Raw genomic sequence first — 16,794 nt, 5'->3', positions numbered from 1 at the left:
GCACGGCAAGCAATTTCGCGACCGCTTATCGCCGAGGATCGGGCCTGAACACCGAAACTCTTCGCTTGCAACAAGACTTGGATTTCAACGCCAGTTGGAATGCGATCCGATGAGTTTACGTCATTCAAACCGGCTTTGGTATAGGAAATAATCAATTCAGGGGCGTTCTTGACATTATGGTTCAAATCGCTTCAGGATTCATCGGGCAGGACCCAACAGCAAGCTAAGGAGATTTCGTGAATTCTCGGACTCGAATCGCCGCTGTCGTCGCTGGACTCGCACTGGCCACGGTCGCCGCACCAGTCATGGCCAGCCCCGTTCCACCACCGATCCCTGACCCTCCAGTCCCCGGCACTCCGGGCACTCCGATTCCGGACGTGCCCGACACCCCGGACACCCCGGACGTCCCGGAGACTCCGGACGTTCCCGACGTCCCGGAGACCCCGGACGTCCCCGGCACTCCGGACGTCCCGGAGACTCCGGACGTCCCCGACACCCCGGAGACCCCGGACGTACCCGGCACCCCGGACGTTCCGGAGACACCTGACGTACCCGACACACCGGACGTACCGGACACACCGATCCCGGACGTACCGGACGGCCCGGGTATCCCGGAGACTCCGGACGTTCCCGTTCCGGACGTTCCCGTTCCGGACAGCCCTGCCGCGGACGTTCCTGCCGCAGACGTTCCTGTTCCGGAGGTCCCGGTCCCGGACGTTCCGGTCCCGGATGTTCCGATCCCGGATGTCCCCGTTCCCGGCGTCCCCGGAGTTCCCGGAGTTCCCGAGCTCCCTGGCGTCACCGACAGCTTGCTGGGCATCGTCAACAGCCTCCCGGTCGTCGGCCCGGTCCTGACGGACCTGCTCAGCTCGATCCTCGGGAAGCTCCCGGTTCCGTAGAAGCACACACCACCATCACCCAATCAGCAGAGGTCCAGCAGCATCGATGCTGTTGGACCTCTGCTATTTCGCCGGGTACGGCCGAGTCTCAGCTCCTCGGGAACGAACCCGCGAGCTCGATGAGACGGGTGTTGGCCTCTGCCTCGCCGATCGAGACGCGTACGCCCTCGGGCGGGTAGGGACGGATCATCAGGCCGACCTCGTCGGCAGCCGCGGCGAACGCGGCGCAGCGCTCGGGAGAGCCGAAGGCAAACCAGACGAAGTTGCCCTGCGCGTCGGGGATGTCCCAGCCTGCCGCGCGGACGCCCTCGACCACCCGGGTCCGCTCGGCCACCACGTCGTCGACGCGCGCCAGCAGCTCGGTCTGCCGCTCGAGCGAGGCGACGCCGGCGGCCTGGGCGACCACGTTGACGCCGAACGGCAGCGCCATCGCCCGCAGGGTGGCGGCGATCAGGGCAGGCGCGAAGGCGTAGCCGACCCGGAAGCCGGCCAGCCCGTAGGCCTTGGAGAACGTACGCAGCACGACCACGTTGGCCCGCGCGCGATAGGTCGCCACACCGTCGATGGCGTCGTCCATGCGTACGAACTCGGCGTAGGCCTCGTCGACCACGACCAGCACGTGCTCGGGCACCTTCGCGAGGAAGGCGTCGAGCTCGGTCTGGGTGACCGAGGTGCCGGTGGGGTTGTTGGGGGTGCAGACGAACACGACCTTCGTACGCTCCGTGATGGCCGCCGCCATCGCGTCGAGGTCGTGATGGCCGGCGTCTGGCCCGTCAATCGAACACAGCGGCACCTTCACCGCGGTCGCGCCGGCCGCGAGCACCGCGATCGGGTAGGCCTCGAAGCTGCGCCAGGCGAAGACGACCTCGTCCTCGGGACCGCAGTAGGCCGAGACCAGCTGGAAGATGAGCGCCACGGCGCCGGTCGAGAGAGCGAGCTCCTCGGCCGGCACCTTGTAGGCCGTCGCGAGCGCCTCGTACAGCTCGGTGTTGCCCGCGTCGGGGTAGCGGTTGACCCGCCCCGCCGCCTCGGCGGCCACCTCCACCACACCGTCCAGCGGCGGGTAGGGGTTCTCGTTGGACGAGAGCTTGTAGGTCACCAGACCGGGCCGCTCGACCGGCGGCTTGCCCGCGACGTACGCAGGCATAGCGGCGACACTGGGACGGGGCTGTGGGGTGCTCATATCGTGAGATCCTAGGTCGGGATGACCTCGCCCCCGTAAACCACGGGAACGTCGCGACCGACCACGATGTCGAGCGGGTTGGTGACGCAGCGGACGGATCCGCCACCGAGGTGGAGCTCGCTCATCTCGACGATCCGGATGGTGAAGCCCCAGCCCTCGAGGACGGTGCGGATGCGGTCCGGGCAGGACGGCATCACGATGGTGCGGCCGATCACGATCGAGTTGGCGGCGAAGGTGGTGAGCGCCTCCTCCTCGGTGATGACCAGCGGCTCCGGGACGAGGTCGAGGAGGGCCTGCGCCGACTCGGGAGCGAGCGCGTCCGGGCAGATGATCGCGCGGCGCTCGTCGAGCGGGCAGAAGGCCAGGTCGAGGTGGTACATCCCCGAGTGGGTCGTCCGTACGCCCAGGACGCGCACGTTCATCTCGGTCGCCAGCGTCTTCAGCGCCATCTCGTCGGTACGCGGCCCGGTGCCGGCGACCAGGTGGCCGGCGTACGGGAAGACGTCACCCGCCTCGAAGGTCGGCCCGACCCCGTCCTTGCCGACGTACGCCGTCCCCCAGCCGTTCGCGGCGAACCACTCGACCGCGGAGTTCGTCTCGTTGCGGCGCTCGGGGAAGCGCATGTGGGAGAGGAGCACGTGGCGTCGGCCGTCCGCGAGGGAGGCCGCGAAGCCGAGGTTCATCGCGTAGACCATGTCGGGGCTGTCCTCGCGCGGCGCGATGACGTCGACGCGCCCGCCGAGCTCCTCGATGGTGGCCCTCAGGGTGTCCCACTGCGCGCGAGCACGGACCGGATCCGGCTGGATCTCGGTGTCCATGAACGGGTTGATGGCGTAGTCGATGCGGTAGTGCGTCGGCTCGGTCATCAGGTAGTGACGGCCCCAGCTCAGCGATGTGCTCACTCGTACCCCTCTCAGGTCTGATCGTCAGATCGTCCGATTGCCTGATTGCCTGATTGTCAGACAATCACGTGAGGATAGGTTAGGGCATGAACGGCCAGCACCGGAAGACAGCGCAGATAGGACAATGGGTCCCATGTTCGAGTCGCTCACCCTGGACGAACCCGCATCGACGGTCGACCGCGTCGCCGACGAGCTCCGCCGGGCGGTGTTCGAGGGCGAGCTGGAGTCGGGCACCCCGCTGCGCGAACACGGTCTCGCCGAGTCGCTGGGCGTCGGCCGATCCACGGTCCGCGAGGCGCTGACCATCCTGGTCGCCGAGGGCCTGGCCACCCGCGCCCCCAACAAGGGCGTCGCCGTCGCCACCCCCGAGGCCGCCTCGGTACGTGACGTCTGCGCCGCCCGCTGGGTGCTCGAAGGGGCCGGGGTGCGCAACTGGCGGAGCGCCTCCGCCGAGACGCGCCGGGCCGTGCACGAGTCGCTCGATGCGTACATCTCGGCGGTTCACTCGGAGCGCTCGACCTACCGCGAGCTCAACGAGCGCCACCTCGCCTTCCATCTCTCGCTGGTGGCCCTCACCGGGTCACCGCGGCTGGTGGCGATGCAGGAGCATCTGGTCCTCGAGCTCAAGCTCTCGCTCGCCCAGGTCGACCGCATCCGCCGCAATGCCCACGACCAGGCCGAGGACCACGCCGCCCTCGTCCGCCTCCTCGACGCCGACCGCATCGACGACGCCGAGCAGTTCCTGGAGAAGCACCTCTCCGACGCCGCCCACGCCATCTGCAAGGCGCTCGGCCTGGAGCGGTGACCCCGGGGTAACACAGTCGCCACACCTCGCGCGCGCCCCTTATGTACGTCACGCGGAGCCTGCCACACTCACGGACATGCGCATCGTGACCTGGCTCATCTCCAACGCCGTCGCTCTGGCCGTGGCAACCTGGCTCGTCGGCGGGATCTACTTCGACGGCCCGACCAGCGGCATGGACGAGGTCAAGCAGAAGCTGCTCCCGCTGCTGATCGTCGCCCTCGTGCTGGGCCTCGTGTCGTCCTTCATCAAGCCGGTGGTGACGTTCTTCGCCTTCCCGTTCATCCTGCTCACCCTGGGCCTGCTCCTGCTGGTGATCAACGCGGCGATGCTCGGGCTGACCGCGTGGCTCCTCGGCCCGACCGGGGTGGGCTTCCACGTCGACGGGTTCTGGGCGGCGGTCCTCGGCGGCATCATCATCTCGATCGTCGGCTGGGGCCTCGACCGCGTCTGGCCTGAGAGCGACGAGTGAGACCCAGATTCCACATCCGCCACGCGTTCTTGGCGGAAATGTAAAACTCGGGCCATGAAGATCGCGGTCGTCTGCCTGGGCAACATCTGCCGTTCTCCGATGGCGGAGGTGGTGCTGCGGGATCGTCTCGACGCCGCAAAGCTCGACGACGTCGAGCTCGTCTCGGCCGGCACCGGCGGCTGGCACGCGGGCGAGAAGATGGACCGCAGGGCGGCTGCGACGCTGCTCGAGGCGGGCTATGACCCCGAGCGGCATCGGGCCCGGCAGTGGCCGGTCGGCGACCCCGAGACGTACGACCTCGTGCTCGCGATGGATGCCGACAATCTGGCCGATCTGGCTGGTCAGGCACCGGACAGTGGACTGCGGATGTTCCGTGATTTCGATCCCGAAGGCCCCGGCGACGTGCCCGATCCCTATTACGGTGGTGCCGAGGGATTCCGGGAGGTGCTGGCGATGGTGGAGCGTACGAGTGGTGCGATCGTTGCATCCGTCGCCTCGGCGAGGCCCGGTTCGTGACCCGTCAGCCCGCGGTCGCCCGTCGTGTCGAGCAGCTGCTCGGGGCGGCGGTGGTGAGCACATCTCCGGTCGCGGGCGGTGACATCTCGACCGCCACCAAGATCCGCCTCAGTGACGGCTCGCTGGTGCTGATGAAGGCTCTCTCCCCGCCACGTGACGACTTCGTCGCCGCCGAGGCCCGCGGGCTCCGCTGGCTGGAGGAGTCGGGGGCCGTGAAGGTCCCCGAGGTCCTCGCCGCCGAGCCCGACTGCCTGGTCCTGCGCTGGATCGAGCCCGGCCGGCCCAACGCCGAGACCGCCGAGGAGCTCGGCCGCGCGCTCGCGCGCCTGCACAGCACCCCGGTCTCCGGTTTCGGTGCCGACAGGGACGGGTTCATCGGCCGGCTGCCGATGCCCAACAAGCCCGCGGACACCTGGGCCGAGTTCTATGCCGTACGCCGCCTGCTCCCCTATCTCAGGGCGGTGCGTGACCGCGGCGCCATCGACGCTGCCGGCGCCGAGCGCGTAGAGCAGGTCGTCGGGAAGCTGCCCTCGCTGATCCCGGAGGAGCCGCCGGCTCTGCTCCACGGCGATCTCTGGAACGGCAACGTGCTCTGGGACCGGAGCAGCGAGGCCTGGCTCATCGACCCCGCGGCGTACGCCGGTCACCGTGAGGTCGACCTCGCCATGCTCGCGCTCTTCGGCCTGCCCCACCTGGAGCGGATGATGTCCGCCTACGAGGACGCGGCGCCCCTCGCCGAGGGCTGGGAGGACCGCCAGGGTCTCCATCAGCTCTTCCCGCTGCTCGTCCACGCGGCCATGTTCGGCGGCGGCTACGGCGCCCGAGCCGCCACGGTGGCCGCTCGCTACCTCTGATTCCCTGGGAAACCAGAAAACCCCTGGATACCCAGGGGTTTTCGGATGGCGGTGACGGTGGGATTTGAACCCACGGTAGGTCTCCCTACACAACATTTCGAGTGTTGCACCATCGGCCGCTCGGACACGTCACCGCCGAATAAGTTACAACCTCGGGGGGTCTTCGCCGAAATCGGGGCCGCTTCGCTGGGATCCGAAGAAGCCCTCCAGCAGCGCGCGCTGCTCCTCGGCCATCAGCCCGGCGACGACCTCGGGCCGGTGGTTGAGCCGGCGGTCGCGTACGACGTCCCACAGCGAGCCGACCGCACCGGCCTTGTCGTCGAAGGCGCCGAAGACGATCCGCTCGACCCTGGCGAGGACCGCGGCGCCGGCGCACATCGTGCACGGCTCCAGCGTCACCACGAGCGTGCAGCCCTCCAGGCGCCACTCGCCACGTGCCTTGGCCGCCTCGCGCAGCGCGACCACCTCGGCATGTCCGGTGGGGTCGGCCTCGGCCTCGCGTACGTTGCGGCCCTTCCCGATCACCACGCCGGACGGGTCGACGACGACCGCGCCGATCGGCACGTCACCTGTCGCCAGCGCAGCACGACCCTCATCGAGAGCGGCCCGCATCGGGGCCTCCCATCGACTGGCTGGGGTCACGCTGGCATGAGGCCGACGGCGTCGTCGAAGGCCTCGCCGCAGCCGATCGCCCGGGCGATCTCGGAGAGCGTCTCGTCGGGGTAGAGGTCGTCCTCGAACATGTCGTCGAGCAGCATGCCCATCTCGACCGCGCTCATTCCGAAGTCGGCGAGGATGCCGAGGTCACCTGCGGGGTCGGGCTCCTCCTCGTCCTCGACCTCCTCGGGCAGCGGAAGGCCGAGCACGTCGAGAGCCGACGCCGCCAGCTCCCACTCGTCGGCGGCGGTCACATCGGAGAGCAGCACCTTGGTCGCTGCCCCGTGGACCCGGACGATCACGAAGAAGTCCTCGTCGATCGCCGCCATCGCGATCGCACCGCCATCGCCTGGGAAGCGGTGGAGCGCGTGCGTCAGAGTCTCGACATCGGTCAGGAGGTCGTGAGCGAGTTCGCGCACAACCCAGGCGCCGTCCTCGCGATACATCGCGACGGCGAAGTCAACACCCTCGATCTGCTCCAGCTGATCAGACACACGACCAGAGTGACACCGAAACCGCCGTGGGTCTAGGGGGAATTGATGACCTTAGGACGAAGCGATCGTAGGGTTCAGCCCATGGAGACCCTCGTTGTGGACCACCCGCTCGTCGCCCACAAGCTCACCACCCTGCGCAACAAAGAGACCGACTCATCGACCTTCCGTCGTCTCGCCGACGAGCTCGTCACGCTGCTCGCCTACGAGGCGACCCGTGGAGTGAGGGTCGCCCCGGTCGACATCGTCACCCCGGTCGCGCCGACCCAGGGCGTACGCCTCACCGACCCGCAGCCGCTGATCGTCCCCATCCTCCGGGCCGGTCTCGGGATGCTCGACGGGATGATCCGGCTGCTGCCCACCGCGGAGGTCGGCTTCCTCGGCATGGTCCGCAACGAGGAGACGCTCGAGGCGACGACGTACGCCGAGCGTCTCCCCGCCGACCTCTCCGGTCGCCAGTGCTACGTGGTCGACCCGATGCTCGCCACCGGCGGCACCCTTGCCGCAGCGATCGACTTCCTGGTCTCGCGCGGCGCCGACGACATCACCGCCGTCGTACTTCTCGCCGCCCCGGAGGGTGTCGCCGCCCTGGAGAAGGGTCTCGAGGGCATCGATGCCCCCGTCCGCGTCGTCACCGCAGCGATGGACGAGAAGCTCAACGAGAAGGGCTACATCGTCCCCGGCCTCGGTGACGCCGGCGACCGGCTCTACGGCGTCGCAGGCTGATCTCGCGGCCCTGTAACACGTCGTTCGTAGGACTATCCGGTCGTTCCCATAGGGCGAGTAGTCCTACGAACAACGTGTTACACGGGCGACGGCCGCTCAGGCCTTGATGGTCACCTTCTCCTCGACCGGGGGCGGAACCTCCGCGGCCTCGGCCGTCTCTGCGTTCTCGGCCTTACGCCTGGCGGCCCGCGCCCTGAAGGGCCAGGTGACGAGCTGGTCGAGGGTGATGCGGCCGGGGGCCACCAGACCGAGCACGAGGGCGGCGACGCCGAGCGCGGCGGGGAGCTCCCAGCCGCCCTGGTCGACGAAGACCTCGGTGGTGCGGTGGGCGTACCAGATGGCTCCGGCCATCTGCGCCGCGAGCAGCACCCCGGCTATCGGGGCGAACAGGCCCAGCGCCAGCAGCGCACCGCCGACGAGCTCGACGTACGTCGCCACCTGAGCGGCGATCGCGGGCTCCGGGACCCCCAGGCCGCCCAGGAACTGCTCGGTGCCGGCGAAGCCCTGGTCGTACTTCTGCCAGCCGTGCGCGACGAAGATGCCGCCGACCACCACACGGGCGGCAAGCAGCACGACATCGTTGAAAAGTCCGGTGTAGGCGTTGCGCCCCACTCGACGACTCATGTCCGGTTCTCCTCTGGTCAGGTCAGAAACAGGGCGCACACGGTAGCGATGTGCGGTCCCGACCGGTACCGCCCGGGGCTTCCTCTCACCCGAACGGGAAGGCTGCTATGACCTCGTAGGCCGGACGCTTCCTCGGCCCCTCGCCGAGCCGTGAGTGCACCAGCGCGAAGGAGGAGACGGTCCAGGTCGGGCCACGGTACGCATCGAGCAGCCGCACCCAGTTGCTGAGCTCGGTCGGCATGCCGGTCCGGGCGACCGTCAAGTGCGGCCGGAACCGGCCACCGTCGACCTCGACCCCGGCCTTGACCAGGGCGTTCCGGGTCCCGGCGGCGACCCGGTCGAGCTCCTCGGCGGCGTCGGTCTCGACGCCCGCGTAGAGGACCTTGCCCTCGGTCACGTTGGGGAAGGCGCCGCCTCCGGTGACGGTCAGCTCGAAGGGAGTACGCCGCCCCGCAGCCGTCTCCAGCCGCTCGATCGCGTCATCGAGGGACCGGTCGGGGACGTGCTCGGCGAAGGCGAGCGTCAGATGGAGCTGGTCAGGCGCCGACCAGCGAAAGGCGGCCGCGTCGCGGCGTACGGACAAGAACTCGTCGAGATCCTCGATCACCGACTCCGGCGGGATCACCGCCACGAACATTCGATTCATCGATGCCCATTGTGCCCGGCGACAGGGGCCGGGTCACCTGAGTTGTGTGCCGAGGAGGTCGCCGACGACGTAGGTCACCAGCATCGCCAGCAGGCCGCCGGCGACGTTGCGCAGGGCCGCCCGGACAGGTGGTGCGTAGCCGAGGCGCGCGCTGGTCCAGCCGGTGACGGCGAGCGCGGCGGTGACCGTGAGGACGGTCCCCCAGATGCGGGCGCTGTCCGGGAGGAGCATGATCGACAGCAGGGGCAGCAGCGCCCCGAGTGTGAACGACAGCATCGACGCCCAGGCCGCGGACCACGGCGAGGTGAGATCGTCGACGTCGATACCGAGCTCGAGGACGGCGTGGGCGCGCAGCGCGTCGCGATCGGTGAGCTGCTCCGCGACCTCGGCGGCGGTCTCGGGCTCCAGCCCCCGCTCGCGCAGGAACCCCTCCAGCTCGCGCAGCTCCTCCTCGGGCATCTCCCGCAGCTCGCGGCGCTCCTTGGCGATCAGCGACTCCTCGGTGTCGCGCTGGGTCGAGACGGAGACGTACTCCCCCGCCGCCATGCTGATCGCGCCCGCCACCAGAGCGGCGACGCCCGCGATGAGGATCGAGGTGTCGTCGGTGGTCGCGCCGGCGACACCCATCACGACACCGGCGGTGGAGACGATGCCGTCGTTGGCTCCGAGGACGCCCGCACGCAGCCAGTTGAGCCGGTTCTTCAGCCCGTCGGCCCGCTCCTCGGCGTCCCCGTGGCCCGCGTGGGCACCCTCACTGGGGAGCGTCACTGCTCGCCTCGCCGGGGACGGGCTCCTGTGGGTTCTCGCAGAAGCTGACCGGGCCGCTCTCGCCGCCGTGATACTCGTAGGTCTTCCCCGCGACCTCGAGCACCACGCGTACGCCGTCGGTCAGGACCATCGTGTACATCTTCCCGGGCTCGGGGCAGCCGAGGCTGCCGTCGCGCCAGGTCACCTTGTCGTTGGACACGACGGTGATCTCTTCGCTCTTCACCCCCTGACGCTTGGCCAGGTCGGCGATCGCGGCTGCGACCTTCGGGTCCTCGGCGGGCGTCGGGCTGGACGATGTGGGCACATCAGACACGTTAGCGCCTGGGTCGGTCGCCTCGGAGCCACATCCGGCCAACGTCGGTGCCAGCGTCAGCGCCAGAACGGGCAGCAGGTACGCCGCGGGGCGGATCTTGCGCTTGTTCATGTCGGTGCTGATCTTGGTGGGGGTCATACCCATGGGTACGTCAGCGGTTCGAGGTTCGTTGCGTCCGAGACTCATGCGAGGCACTTTTACACACTTCATACGCCGACGGGCGCCCACCCGGAGGTGGACGCCCGTCAGAGACGTACGAAGGGAACGTACGAAGTGAGACTCAGAAGCCGAGGTCGCGGCCGATGAGCTCCTTCATGATCTCGTTGGAACCGGCCCAGATCTTGGTGACGCGGGCGTCGCGCCAGGCGCGAGCGACGCGATACTCGTTCATGAACCCGTAGCCGCCGTGGATCTGGACGCAGTGGTCGAGGACCTCGGACTGCGCCTGCGAGGACCACCACTTGGCCTTGGACGCCTCGACCGGGGTGAGCTCACCGCGGGCGTGCGCGGCGACGCACTTGTCGACGTACGCCTCGGCGACCTCGATCTGGGTGACCAGCTCGGCGAGCAGGAACTTGTTGTGCTGGAAGGCGCCGATGGACTGGCCGAAGGCCTTGCGGTCCTTGGCGTACTGCACGGTCTCGAGCAGGATCTGCTTGGCCTGCGCCACGTTGGCGACGGCGCACGAGACGCGCTCCTGCGGGAGCTCCTCCATCATGTGGATGAAGCCGCGGTTGAGCTCGCCGATGATCTCGGCGTCGGTGACGCGTACGTTCTCGAAGAAGAGCTCTGCGGTGTCGGACTCCTCCATGCCGACCTTGTCGAGCTTGCGACCACGCGAGAAGCCCTCCTTGGTCGCCTCGATCGCGAAGAGGGTGATGCCCTTGGCGCCCTTCTCCGGGTCGGTGCGGACCGCGGTGATGACCAGGTCGCAGGAGTAGCCGTTGGTGATGAAGGTCTTGGAGCCGTTGATGACCCACTCGTCGCCGTCGCGGACCGCGGTGGTCTTCAGCGCGGCCAGGTCGGAGCCGCCGGACGGCTCGGTCATGCCGATGGCGAGCAGGATCTCACCGGAGGCCACGCCCGGGAGCCAGCGCTGCTTCTGCTCCTCGGTGCCGAGGCGGACCAGGTAGGGAGCGGTGATGTCGGAGTGGATGCCGACGCAGGTCGGGTAGGCCGCGCCGATCTTGGCGAGCTCCTCGGCGAGGACCGCGTTGAAGCGGAAGTCGTCGGCGCCGGCGCCGCCGTACTCCTCCGGGATAGCGAGACCGAGGAAGCCGTTCTCACCGGCTTCGAGCCAGAACTCGCGGGGCAGCGCCTTGTCGGCGATGTGCTTGTCGGTGTGGGGCTTGACCGAACGCTCCAGCCACTGCTGGACGGAGGCTCGGAAGTCCTCGTGGTCTTCCTCATAGTGGTCGCGCTTCAGCATGCATCGGAGTCTACGACGCAGTGGTTACTCGGTGGTAACCACTGTTCACCTGGTGATCCGGACCGGCGTACGCCAGGCCACGACCACCAGCGGAACCGAGACGATCAGGCCGACGACGAAGACGACGTGCAGCGCCGGCGCGAGGACATCGGCAGGCAGGGCTTCGAGCGGGGGCACCTCTCCCCCGGCGTACTCACGCCTGACCAACCCGTTCGCGACCGCACCGAAGAGCGCGACGCCCAGCGCCGAGCCGACCGAGCGGGCGAACATGTTGGACCCGGTCGCCACCCCGCGCACCTCCCAGTCGACCGCCGACCCGGCCGCGACGACGCCCGGGTTGACCGACCAGCCGAAGCCGAGGCCGAGCACGAAGCACGGGATCGCCAGGTGCCAGATCGACGAGTTCTCGCCGACGGTGATCAGCACCAGCCCGCCGGCGATGACCAGCAGAGAGCCGAGCGCGACCGCGGTCCGGAAACCCTTCGAGAGGTAGATCCGGCCGGCCGTGGCGGCGGCGATCGGCCAGCCGATGCTCATCCCGGCGAGCGCGAACCCGGCCACCAGCGCCGAGTGACCCAGCACGCTCTGGGCATAGAGCGGCACGTACGTCGTCAGCCCGAGCATCACCACGCCGACGATCAGGCTGGCCGCGTTGGCCGGCGCGAGGACGCGGTGGCTGAGGACCCACGGAGGCAGCACCGGGTCGGCTGCACGACGCTCGACGAACCCGAAGGCGACCAGGGCCGCGATGCCGACCGCGAAGATCAGGAAGGACGGCCAGGAGGCCCACGCCCAGGCATGCCCGCCCTCGAGCAGGCCGAGCAGCAGCGCGATCCCGCCGACCGTCAGCAGTCCCGCACCAGTCCAGTCGATGGCCTGATCGTCGGCCGGCCGGCGGTCCTCACGGAAGTGCCGCAGCAGCCACAGCGCGACCGCCCCGACCGGCAGGTTGATCAGGAAGATCAGCCGCCAGTCGAGGTAGTCGGCGAAGAGGCCGCCGAGCGTCGGCCCGACGATGGCGGCGGTGGCCCAGACCGAGGCGACGTACGACGTCGCGACCGCGCGCTCCTCCAGCGTGTAGATGTCGGAGACGATCGTCATCGCCATCGGCTGGATCGCCCCGGCGCCGATCCCCTGGATCGCCCGGAAGACGATCAGCGCGGTCAGCGACCAAGCCAGACCGCACAGCAGCGACCCGACCAGGAACGCCACGATCCCGGCGACCATCACCGGCTTGCGCCCGAGCCGGTCGGCGACCTTGGCGTAGAGCGGCGTGGTCACCGCGGTGGCGAGCACGTAGATCGAGAAGAGCCACGGGAACTGCTCGAAACCGCCGAGGTCCTTCACCACGCTCGGCACCGCCGTCGCCAGGATCGTCATGTCGATCGCGACCAGGCTCAGCGAGACCATCACCGCGAGCAGGATCGGCCCGCGTTCGCTACGAAGTCCTACCGAGCTGCGGGTGGGCCTGATCGAAGTGGACACATTGGTTAGCAAGCCTCACGACTGCCCATTCATTCCTCGCGCGCGGACCGCGATGCGTACGCGTTATTCTCACTTTTCCTGAAAAGTGAGAATAGCTGCGGAGTTGTTCTCACTTCTCCAGCTCGGCGAGGTCGAAGACCTCGTCGGCGGCGGGCTCCTCGACCTGGAACTCCTTGTCGAAGTCGGAGAAGGTGAGCTCGCCGGAGCTGCCCTGGGTCCACTTCACGATCCGGTGGGGCTCGGAGGCCAGGACGTACGTCCGGCTCTCGGTCTCGCCGTGAGTGACGTCGAGACGGACGGCGGGGCCGTCGGCGGCCATCGCCGGGCCGATCGCCTGGGCCTCGGCCTCGGGCGGGACCATCTGGGCGGTGAGGCTGTCGATGCTGCAGAAGGCACGCAGGCTGGCCAGCTCGCCCTCGAGCTTCACCCACTTCTTTCCGACCCTCTTGGCGATGCGCTCGCCCTCGCCCTTGGCCGGCGCGATCGACTTCCAGAACTCCTCGTCACCCTGGTACCAGGCCGAGCCGTCGATGGAGCGCAGCGAGATCTGGCCGTCGCCGATGCTGACCTTGCCGACGCAGGCGTCATCGGCGGAGACGTCGAGGTCGACGGTGATCTTGGTGGTCTCCGAGTCGAGTACGTCACCCTCGACATGCACGGTCTTGATGTCGTGCATCGCGGTGCGGGCGTCCTCGGCGATCTGGTTGCCGGGCTCCTTCGCGTACTCACGCGCCTGGGACAGCGATCCCTCCTCGTCACCACAGCCGGCGAGAGCGCTGGTCAGCGCGACGATGAGGGCGGTCGTGAGCACGGCATGGCGAAGCACGCGGCCTATCGTGACAGAGTTTACGAAGCGGTCAACGCGCGAGGGCCTGTACGTCGGCGACCCACTCGGGCACCAGCTTGCCGGCCGGCCCCTGGCGGGCGTCGTCGAAGAGGTGCGAGGTCTCGGACGAGTCCAGGTTGAGCTCGAGCGTCTTGGCCCCGGCGCGGGCGGCCATGCGTACGAAACCGGCGGCCGGGTAGACCGCGCCGCTGGTGCCGATGGCGACGAAGAGGTCGGCCTGGGCGAGCGCCTGCTCGATCAGGTCGAGGTCGTAAGGCATCTCGCCGAACCACACCACGTCGGGCCTCAGCGTGTCGTTCCCGCAGCCCGGGCAGGCGGGGGCGTCGGCGAGGTCGTCGTCCCACGCGAACCGACCCTGACAGGAGTCGCAGAGGGCCGAGAGCAGCTCGCCGTGCATGTGCACCACCCGGCGGGAGCCGGCGCGTTCGTGCAGGTCATCGACGTTCTGCGTGACCACCAGCAGCTCGTCGCCGAGGACCTGCTCGAGCCTGGCCAGCGCGATATGGGCCGGGTTGGGCGCCACCGCGCGCAGCTCCCGGCGGCGGTCGTCGTAGAACCGATGGACCGTCGCGGGATCACGATGGAACGCCTCGGGTGTCGCCACTTTGTCGACGTGGTGACCCTGCCAGAGCCCATCGGCATCCCGGAAGGTCGCGAGACCGCTCTCGGCGGAGATCCCGGCTCCGGTGAGCACGACAACTTTCACAAGCATTCAGGCTAGCGAGGTTGACGAGACATCCGCTGCCCCCGGACCGCCGTTTTGGTCACTCGATCGGTGTTTGTGATCGAACCGAGGCCGTCCCGACGCCTCTCGCCGAAGGTATGGACTTTTACTGTAAAGGCCCTTTACTGTAATTCAGGTTCCTACAGTTCCCCACTCGGGAGGTCCCATGCTGACCAGACGATCTGTACTCGCCGCCACTTCCGCCGCCTTCGCCGTGCCGCTCCTCGGCGGCACCACCTGGCAGGCAGCACAAGCCATGCGCCCGCAACGAATCGGAGCCCAGGCCACCATCCGGCTCCGCTTCGCCAACCGGACCGGCGCGTACGACAACGCCTCCATCCACTTCTACATCGTCGGCACCAACCTGACCACGGGCGAGCAGTCCCGGGTCACGCCCGAGGGCACGCTCGTGCCCGTCTCCCTCGCCGACAACGGAGCCGACGGCTACGCCGACTACGCGATCCCGTTCTCGGGCAGCGGCGACACGCTCTCCCAGATCCCCGCCGACATGTCGGGCCGGATCTACTTCTCGCTCGGCGACAAGCTGAAGTTCAAGGTCAACGAGGGCAACGCGCTCGCCTATCCGGCGGCGTGGGTCGAGTCCGACCCCAGCTACGGCGTGCTGCACGACTGCGTCGAGTTCACCTACAAGAGCGGCCGGATCTACTGCAACACGACCATGGTCGACATGTTCAGCGTCCCGCTCTCGATCGCGCTGACCGGCGAGGAGTCCCCGACCACCGGCACCCTCGTCGAGGGCGGCCGCGCGAAGATCTTCTCCGCCGTCTCGGCCTCGCCCGACTTCGGCTCCCTCGTCGTCGACGACCGTCGCATCATCGCCCCGGGACACGGCCTGGACGCGGGACGGTTCTCCGCCACCTACTTCGACTCCTACATCGACCAGGTGTGGTCGAAGTACGCCGCGGAGTCGCTCGTCGTGAAGGCCAACAACACCACCTTCACCGGCCGGGTCAGCGGCGACCAGTTCGTCTTCGACGGCGGAGTGAAGGCGTTCACCCGGCCCTCGACCCGGGACGTGCTCTTCTGCGACGGCGCGCTGGCCGCTCCCAACGACGGCATCACCGGTCCGGTCGCCGCCGTGCTCGGCGCGGGCTTCAACCGGACCACTCTCCTGGCCTCCGCCGACCAGCCCACGAGCGACCCTGGCGGCTTCTACCAGGGCGATCCGGTCCATGCGTACTGCAAGGCGATGCACGACAACACGGTCGACGGGAAGGCCTACGGGTTCGCCTTCGACGACGTCGGCGGCTTCGCCTCGTACGTCGAGGACAACGCCTCCGAGATGGCGGTGACGCTGACCCCGTTCTGAGGGTCCGGGAGGCGATCCCCTCTATCGGGGATCGCCGGCTCGACTCGTCCACCGCGCCACGAGGGCCCGTACGGTCGCACCATGTCGTACGTCGTCCTCGTGGCGTGGCTCGTCCAGGCCGCGGTCGGAGTCCTGCTGCTGACGGGCTGGTTCCGGCATGGCCGCGTCCGTTCGCCGGTGGTGCTCACCCACGTCGGCCTCTCCGTCCTCGGACTCGCCTGCTGGACGACGTACGTCCTGGTCGACCAGGTCCTCTGGGCGTGGGCCGCACTCCTGTTCATCACCATCGGCAACGGCTTCGGCGACAACATGCTGCTGTGGCGTACGCGGCGGATGGGCGGCAGCCACCTCTCGACGGTCAACGCCTACAAGGTCGCCATCCGCTCGATCTTCAGACGCAGGCTGCCGCTCCGGGTCGGCTTCCACGCCCTGTTCGCCGGCGTCGTCTACTTCTCCACCCTGGCCGTCTGCGTCGTCGCGACCGTCTCCTAGCCCGTTCGGGCGTGCGGAGCACCGTACGGCCGGGATACTGGGGCCATGGGTGCGGGTGGGGCGGTTCTGATCATCGTCGTCGGGGCGATCCTGCTGTTCTTCGTGGCCGTCGGGGTGATCCTGCTCGTGGCCGCCGGAGTGGTCCGGTTGTCAGGGAAGAATCCCAAGCCACTGGCCTGGTCCGGGGTCGGCGTGCTCGCGGTGCCGGTGCTCTTCATCGCCACGCTCGTCGTGTTCGCCCAGCTCACCCGCGACCCCGACACCATCGAGCTCGACCTGCGCGAGCCGATCCAGCTCTCCAGCCTGCCCGAGGACAACGAGGAGTTCCCGGGGATGCGTGACTACAACAGCGACCGGATCGATCTGGTGCTGCCCGACGGCGAGCGCTTCGAGGCCGAGGTCGACGGGGTGCTGATCTGGTCCGAAGACGGGTACGTCACCCGGGTCACTTTCGACCGGCGAGCCCGCGAGGCGGGCGAGACCGAGTCCCTCACCCGGGAGTGGGAGAGGGAGCTCGGTGGCGCGGGCACCGTGGAGGCTGATGCGGGCTACTCCGATCACGGGCGGGTCCGGGCAGCGGTGCTCGCCGATCCGACCTCGTAGGGCATGCCGTCTCGACTGGACGGTAGGCGCT

Annotated in this window: 21 protein-coding genes and 1 tRNA gene; 9 read left to right on the top strand and 13 right to left on the bottom strand. The window is 68.7% G+C overall.

The features are described 5' to 3' along the window. Nucleotides 1-377: 377 nt before the first annotated feature. On the top strand, nt 378-899 hold the full coding sequence (locus ABZU72_RS03980) for a hypothetical protein (RefSeq protein ID WP_355017608.1): 522 nt from the start codon (nt 378-380) through the stop codon (nt 897-899). Between the two features lie 88 nt (nt 900-987). Here ABZU72_RS03980 and ABZU72_RS03975 read toward each other — a convergent pair whose 3' ends face one another. Together ABZU72_RS03975 and ABZU72_RS03970 are read right to left on the bottom strand one after the other, a co-directional pair. Further along, nucleotides 988-2,082 carry a histidinol-phosphate transaminase gene (locus ABZU72_RS03975; RefSeq protein ID WP_355017607.1) on the bottom strand — a complete coding sequence of 365 codons (1,095 nt, stop codon included), beginning with the start codon at nt 2,080-2,082 and terminating at the stop codon, nt 988-990. Between the two features lie 11 nt (nt 2,083-2,093). Continuing rightward, nucleotides 2,094-2,984 (bottom strand): arginine deiminase family protein, encoded by an 891-nt coding sequence (locus ABZU72_RS03970; RefSeq protein ID WP_355017606.1) that lies wholly within the window; start codon nt 2,982-2,984, stop codon nt 2,094-2,096. 133 nt (nt 2,985-3,117) lie between these two features. On the opposite strand from ABZU72_RS03970, the gene ABZU72_RS03965 reads away from it, so the two are divergent. From ABZU72_RS03965 to ABZU72_RS03950, 4 genes are all read left to right on the top strand, one after another. Beyond that, entirely contained in the window at nt 3,118-3,789 is a 672-nt protein-coding gene (locus ABZU72_RS03965; RefSeq protein ID WP_355017605.1) for a GntR family transcriptional regulator, read from the top strand. A gap of 76 nt (nt 3,790-3,865) precedes the next feature. Continuing rightward, entirely contained in the window at nt 3,866-4,258 is a 393-nt protein-coding gene (locus ABZU72_RS03960; RefSeq protein WP_355017604.1) for a phage holin family protein, read from the top strand. A gap of 54 nt (nt 4,259-4,312) precedes the next feature. Next, the gene (locus ABZU72_RS03955; protein WP_355017603.1) at nt 4,313-4,774 is read left to right on the top strand and encodes a low molecular weight protein-tyrosine-phosphatase; all 462 of its coding nucleotides are present in this window, start codon (nt 4,313-4,315) and stop codon (nt 4,772-4,774) included. After that, on the top strand, nt 4,771-5,628 hold the full coding sequence (locus ABZU72_RS03950; protein ID WP_355017602.1) for a fructosamine kinase family protein: 858 nt from the start codon (nt 4,771-4,773) through the stop codon (nt 5,626-5,628). Before ABZU72_RS03955 ends, ABZU72_RS03950 begins: the two co-directional genes overlap by 4 nt. Before the next feature lie 46 nt (nt 5,629-5,674). On the opposite strand, the gene ABZU72_RS03945 is transcribed toward ABZU72_RS03950, so the two are convergent. The 3 genes from ABZU72_RS03945 to ABZU72_RS03935 all read right to left on the bottom strand — a co-directional run bounded on the left by ABZU72_RS03945 (nt 5,675) and on the right by ABZU72_RS03935 (nt 6,779). Beyond that, nucleotides 5,675-5,762, bottom strand: a tRNA-Ser gene (locus ABZU72_RS03945). Between the two features lie 10 nt (nt 5,763-5,772). Next, the gene (locus tag ABZU72_RS03940) at nt 5,773-6,240 is read right to left on the bottom strand and encodes a nucleoside deaminase (protein ID WP_355017601.1); all 468 of its coding nucleotides are present in this window, start codon (nt 6,238-6,240) and stop codon (nt 5,773-5,775) included. Nucleotides 6,241-6,266: 26 nt separating this feature from the next. Beyond that, nucleotides 6,267-6,779: a tRNA adenosine deaminase-associated protein gene (locus tag ABZU72_RS03935; RefSeq protein WP_160026513.1), complete on the bottom strand. Its 513-nt coding sequence runs from the start codon at nt 6,777-6,779 to the stop codon at nt 6,267-6,269. A gap of 81 nt (nt 6,780-6,860) precedes the next feature. On the opposite strand from ABZU72_RS03935, the gene upp reads away from it, so the two are divergent. Continuing rightward, nucleotides 6,861-7,502, top strand: a complete 642-nt coding sequence (upp, locus tag ABZU72_RS03930) for a uracil phosphoribosyltransferase (RefSeq protein ID WP_355017600.1) — start codon at nt 6,861-6,863, stop codon at nt 7,500-7,502. A 96-nt stretch (nt 7,503-7,598) separates the two neighbouring features. On the opposite strand, the gene ABZU72_RS03925 is transcribed toward upp, so the two are convergent. The 8 genes from ABZU72_RS03925 to ABZU72_RS03890 form a co-directional block, all read right to left on the bottom strand. Continuing rightward, a complete protein-coding gene (locus ABZU72_RS03925; protein ID WP_355017599.1) occupies nt 7,599-8,126 on the bottom strand; it encodes a DoxX family protein in 528 nt (175 codons plus the stop codon). Nucleotides 8,127-8,211: 85 nt separating this feature from the next. Further along, nucleotides 8,212-8,772: an RNA 2',3'-cyclic phosphodiesterase gene (gene thpR / locus ABZU72_RS03920; protein ID WP_355017598.1), complete on the bottom strand. Its 561-nt coding sequence runs from the start codon at nt 8,770-8,772 to the stop codon at nt 8,212-8,214. Between the two features lie 33 nt (nt 8,773-8,805). Continuing rightward, on the bottom strand, nt 8,806-9,540 hold the full coding sequence (locus tag ABZU72_RS03915; RefSeq protein WP_355017597.1) for a VIT family protein: 735 nt from the start codon (nt 9,538-9,540) through the stop codon (nt 8,806-8,808). Next, on the bottom strand, nt 9,524-9,991 hold the full coding sequence (locus tag ABZU72_RS03910) for a hypothetical protein (protein ID WP_355017596.1): 468 nt from the start codon (nt 9,989-9,991) through the stop codon (nt 9,524-9,526). The genes ABZU72_RS03915 and ABZU72_RS03910 overlap by 17 nt, the downstream gene beginning before the upstream one ends. Nucleotides 9,992-10,133: 142 nt before the next feature. Continuing rightward, nucleotides 10,134-11,279, bottom strand: a complete 1,146-nt coding sequence (locus ABZU72_RS03905; protein WP_160029369.1) for an acyl-CoA dehydrogenase family protein — start codon at nt 11,277-11,279, stop codon at nt 10,134-10,136. Nucleotides 11,280-11,327: 48 nt separating this feature from the next. Next, complete coding sequence (locus ABZU72_RS03900; protein ID WP_355017595.1) at nt 11,328-12,767, bottom strand: MDR family MFS transporter; 1,440 nt, start codon at nt 12,765-12,767, stop codon at nt 11,328-11,330. A gap of 109 nt (nt 12,768-12,876) precedes the next feature. Beyond that, entirely contained in the window at nt 12,877-13,593 is a 717-nt protein-coding gene (locus tag ABZU72_RS03895) for a hypothetical protein (protein WP_355017594.1), read from the bottom strand. A gap of 31 nt (nt 13,594-13,624) precedes the next feature. Continuing rightward, complete coding sequence (locus tag ABZU72_RS03890; RefSeq protein ID WP_355017593.1) at nt 13,625-14,326, bottom strand: NAD-dependent deacylase; 702 nt, start codon at nt 14,324-14,326, stop codon at nt 13,625-13,627. A gap of 178 nt (nt 14,327-14,504) precedes the next feature. Here ABZU72_RS03890 and ABZU72_RS03885 point away from each other — a divergent pair, with 178 nt between their 5' ends. The 3 genes from ABZU72_RS03885 to ABZU72_RS03875 all read left to right on the top strand — a co-directional run bounded on the left by ABZU72_RS03885 (nt 14,505) and on the right by ABZU72_RS03875 (nt 16,763). Further along, the gene (locus ABZU72_RS03885; protein ID WP_355017592.1) at nt 14,505-15,668 is read left to right on the top strand and encodes a beta-1,3-glucanase family protein; all 1,164 of its coding nucleotides are present in this window, start codon (nt 14,505-14,507) and stop codon (nt 15,666-15,668) included. 81 nt (nt 15,669-15,749) lie between these two features. After that, nucleotides 15,750-16,160, top strand: coding sequence for a hypothetical protein (locus ABZU72_RS03880; protein WP_355017591.1), 411 nt, complete (start codon nt 15,750-15,752; stop codon nt 16,158-16,160). A 45-nt stretch (nt 16,161-16,205) separates the two neighbouring features. Next, entirely contained in the window at nt 16,206-16,763 is a 558-nt protein-coding gene (locus ABZU72_RS03875) for a hypothetical protein (RefSeq protein ID WP_355017590.1), read from the top strand. Nucleotides 16,764-16,794: the final 31 nt, after the last annotated feature.

It is taken from the genome of Nocardioides sp. NPDC004968 (assembly GCF_040608935.1).
Lineage (GTDB): Bacteria > Actinomycetota > Actinomycetes > Propionibacteriales > Nocardioidaceae > Nocardioides.
The sequence above is the reverse complement of the archived record's forward strand: the minus strand, read 5'-3'. Positions and strand labels throughout refer to the sequence as shown.

Coding starts and splice junctions, on each gene's coding strand:
- ABZU72_RS03975 (WP_355017607.1), bottom strand. CDS start 2,082: ATGAGCACCCCACAGCCCCGTCCCAGTGTCGCCGCTATGCCTGCGTAC.
- ABZU72_RS03965 (WP_355017605.1), top strand. CDS start 3,118: ATGTTCGAGTCGCTCACCCTGGACGAACCCGCATCGACGGTCGACCGC.
- ABZU72_RS03960 (WP_355017604.1), top strand. CDS start 3,866: ATGCGCATCGTGACCTGGCTCATCTCCAACGCCGTCGCTCTGGCCGTG.
- ABZU72_RS03955 (WP_355017603.1), top strand. CDS start 4,313: ATGAAGATCGCGGTCGTCTGCCTGGGCAACATCTGCCGTTCTCCGATG.
- ABZU72_RS03940 (WP_355017601.1), bottom strand. CDS start 6,240: ATGCGGGCCGCTCTCGATGAGGGTCGTGCTGCGCTGGCGACAGGTGAC.
- upp (WP_355017600.1), top strand. CDS start 6,861: ATGGAGACCCTCGTTGTGGACCACCCGCTCGTCGCCCACAAGCTCACC.
- ABZU72_RS03925 (WP_355017599.1), bottom strand. CDS start 8,126: ATGAGTCGTCGAGTGGGGCGCAACGCCTACACCGGACTTTTCAACGAT.
- thpR (WP_355017598.1), bottom strand. CDS start 8,772: ATGAATCGAATGTTCGTGGCGGTGATCCCGCCGGAGTCGGTGATCGAG.
- ABZU72_RS03910 (WP_355017596.1), bottom strand. CDS start 9,991: ATGACCCCCACCAAGATCAGCACCGACATGAACAAGCGCAAGATCCGC.
- ABZU72_RS03890 (WP_355017593.1), bottom strand. CDS start 14,326: ATGCTTGTGAAAGTTGTCGTGCTCACCGGAGCCGGGATCTCCGCCGAG.
- ABZU72_RS03885 (WP_355017592.1), top strand. CDS start 14,505: ATGCTGACCAGACGATCTGTACTCGCCGCCACTTCCGCCGCCTTCGCC.
- ABZU72_RS03880 (WP_355017591.1), top strand. CDS start 15,750: ATGTCGTACGTCGTCCTCGTGGCGTGGCTCGTCCAGGCCGCGGTCGGA.
- ABZU72_RS03875 (WP_355017590.1), top strand. CDS start 16,206: ATGGGTGCGGGTGGGGCGGTTCTGATCATCGTCGTCGGGGCGATCCTG.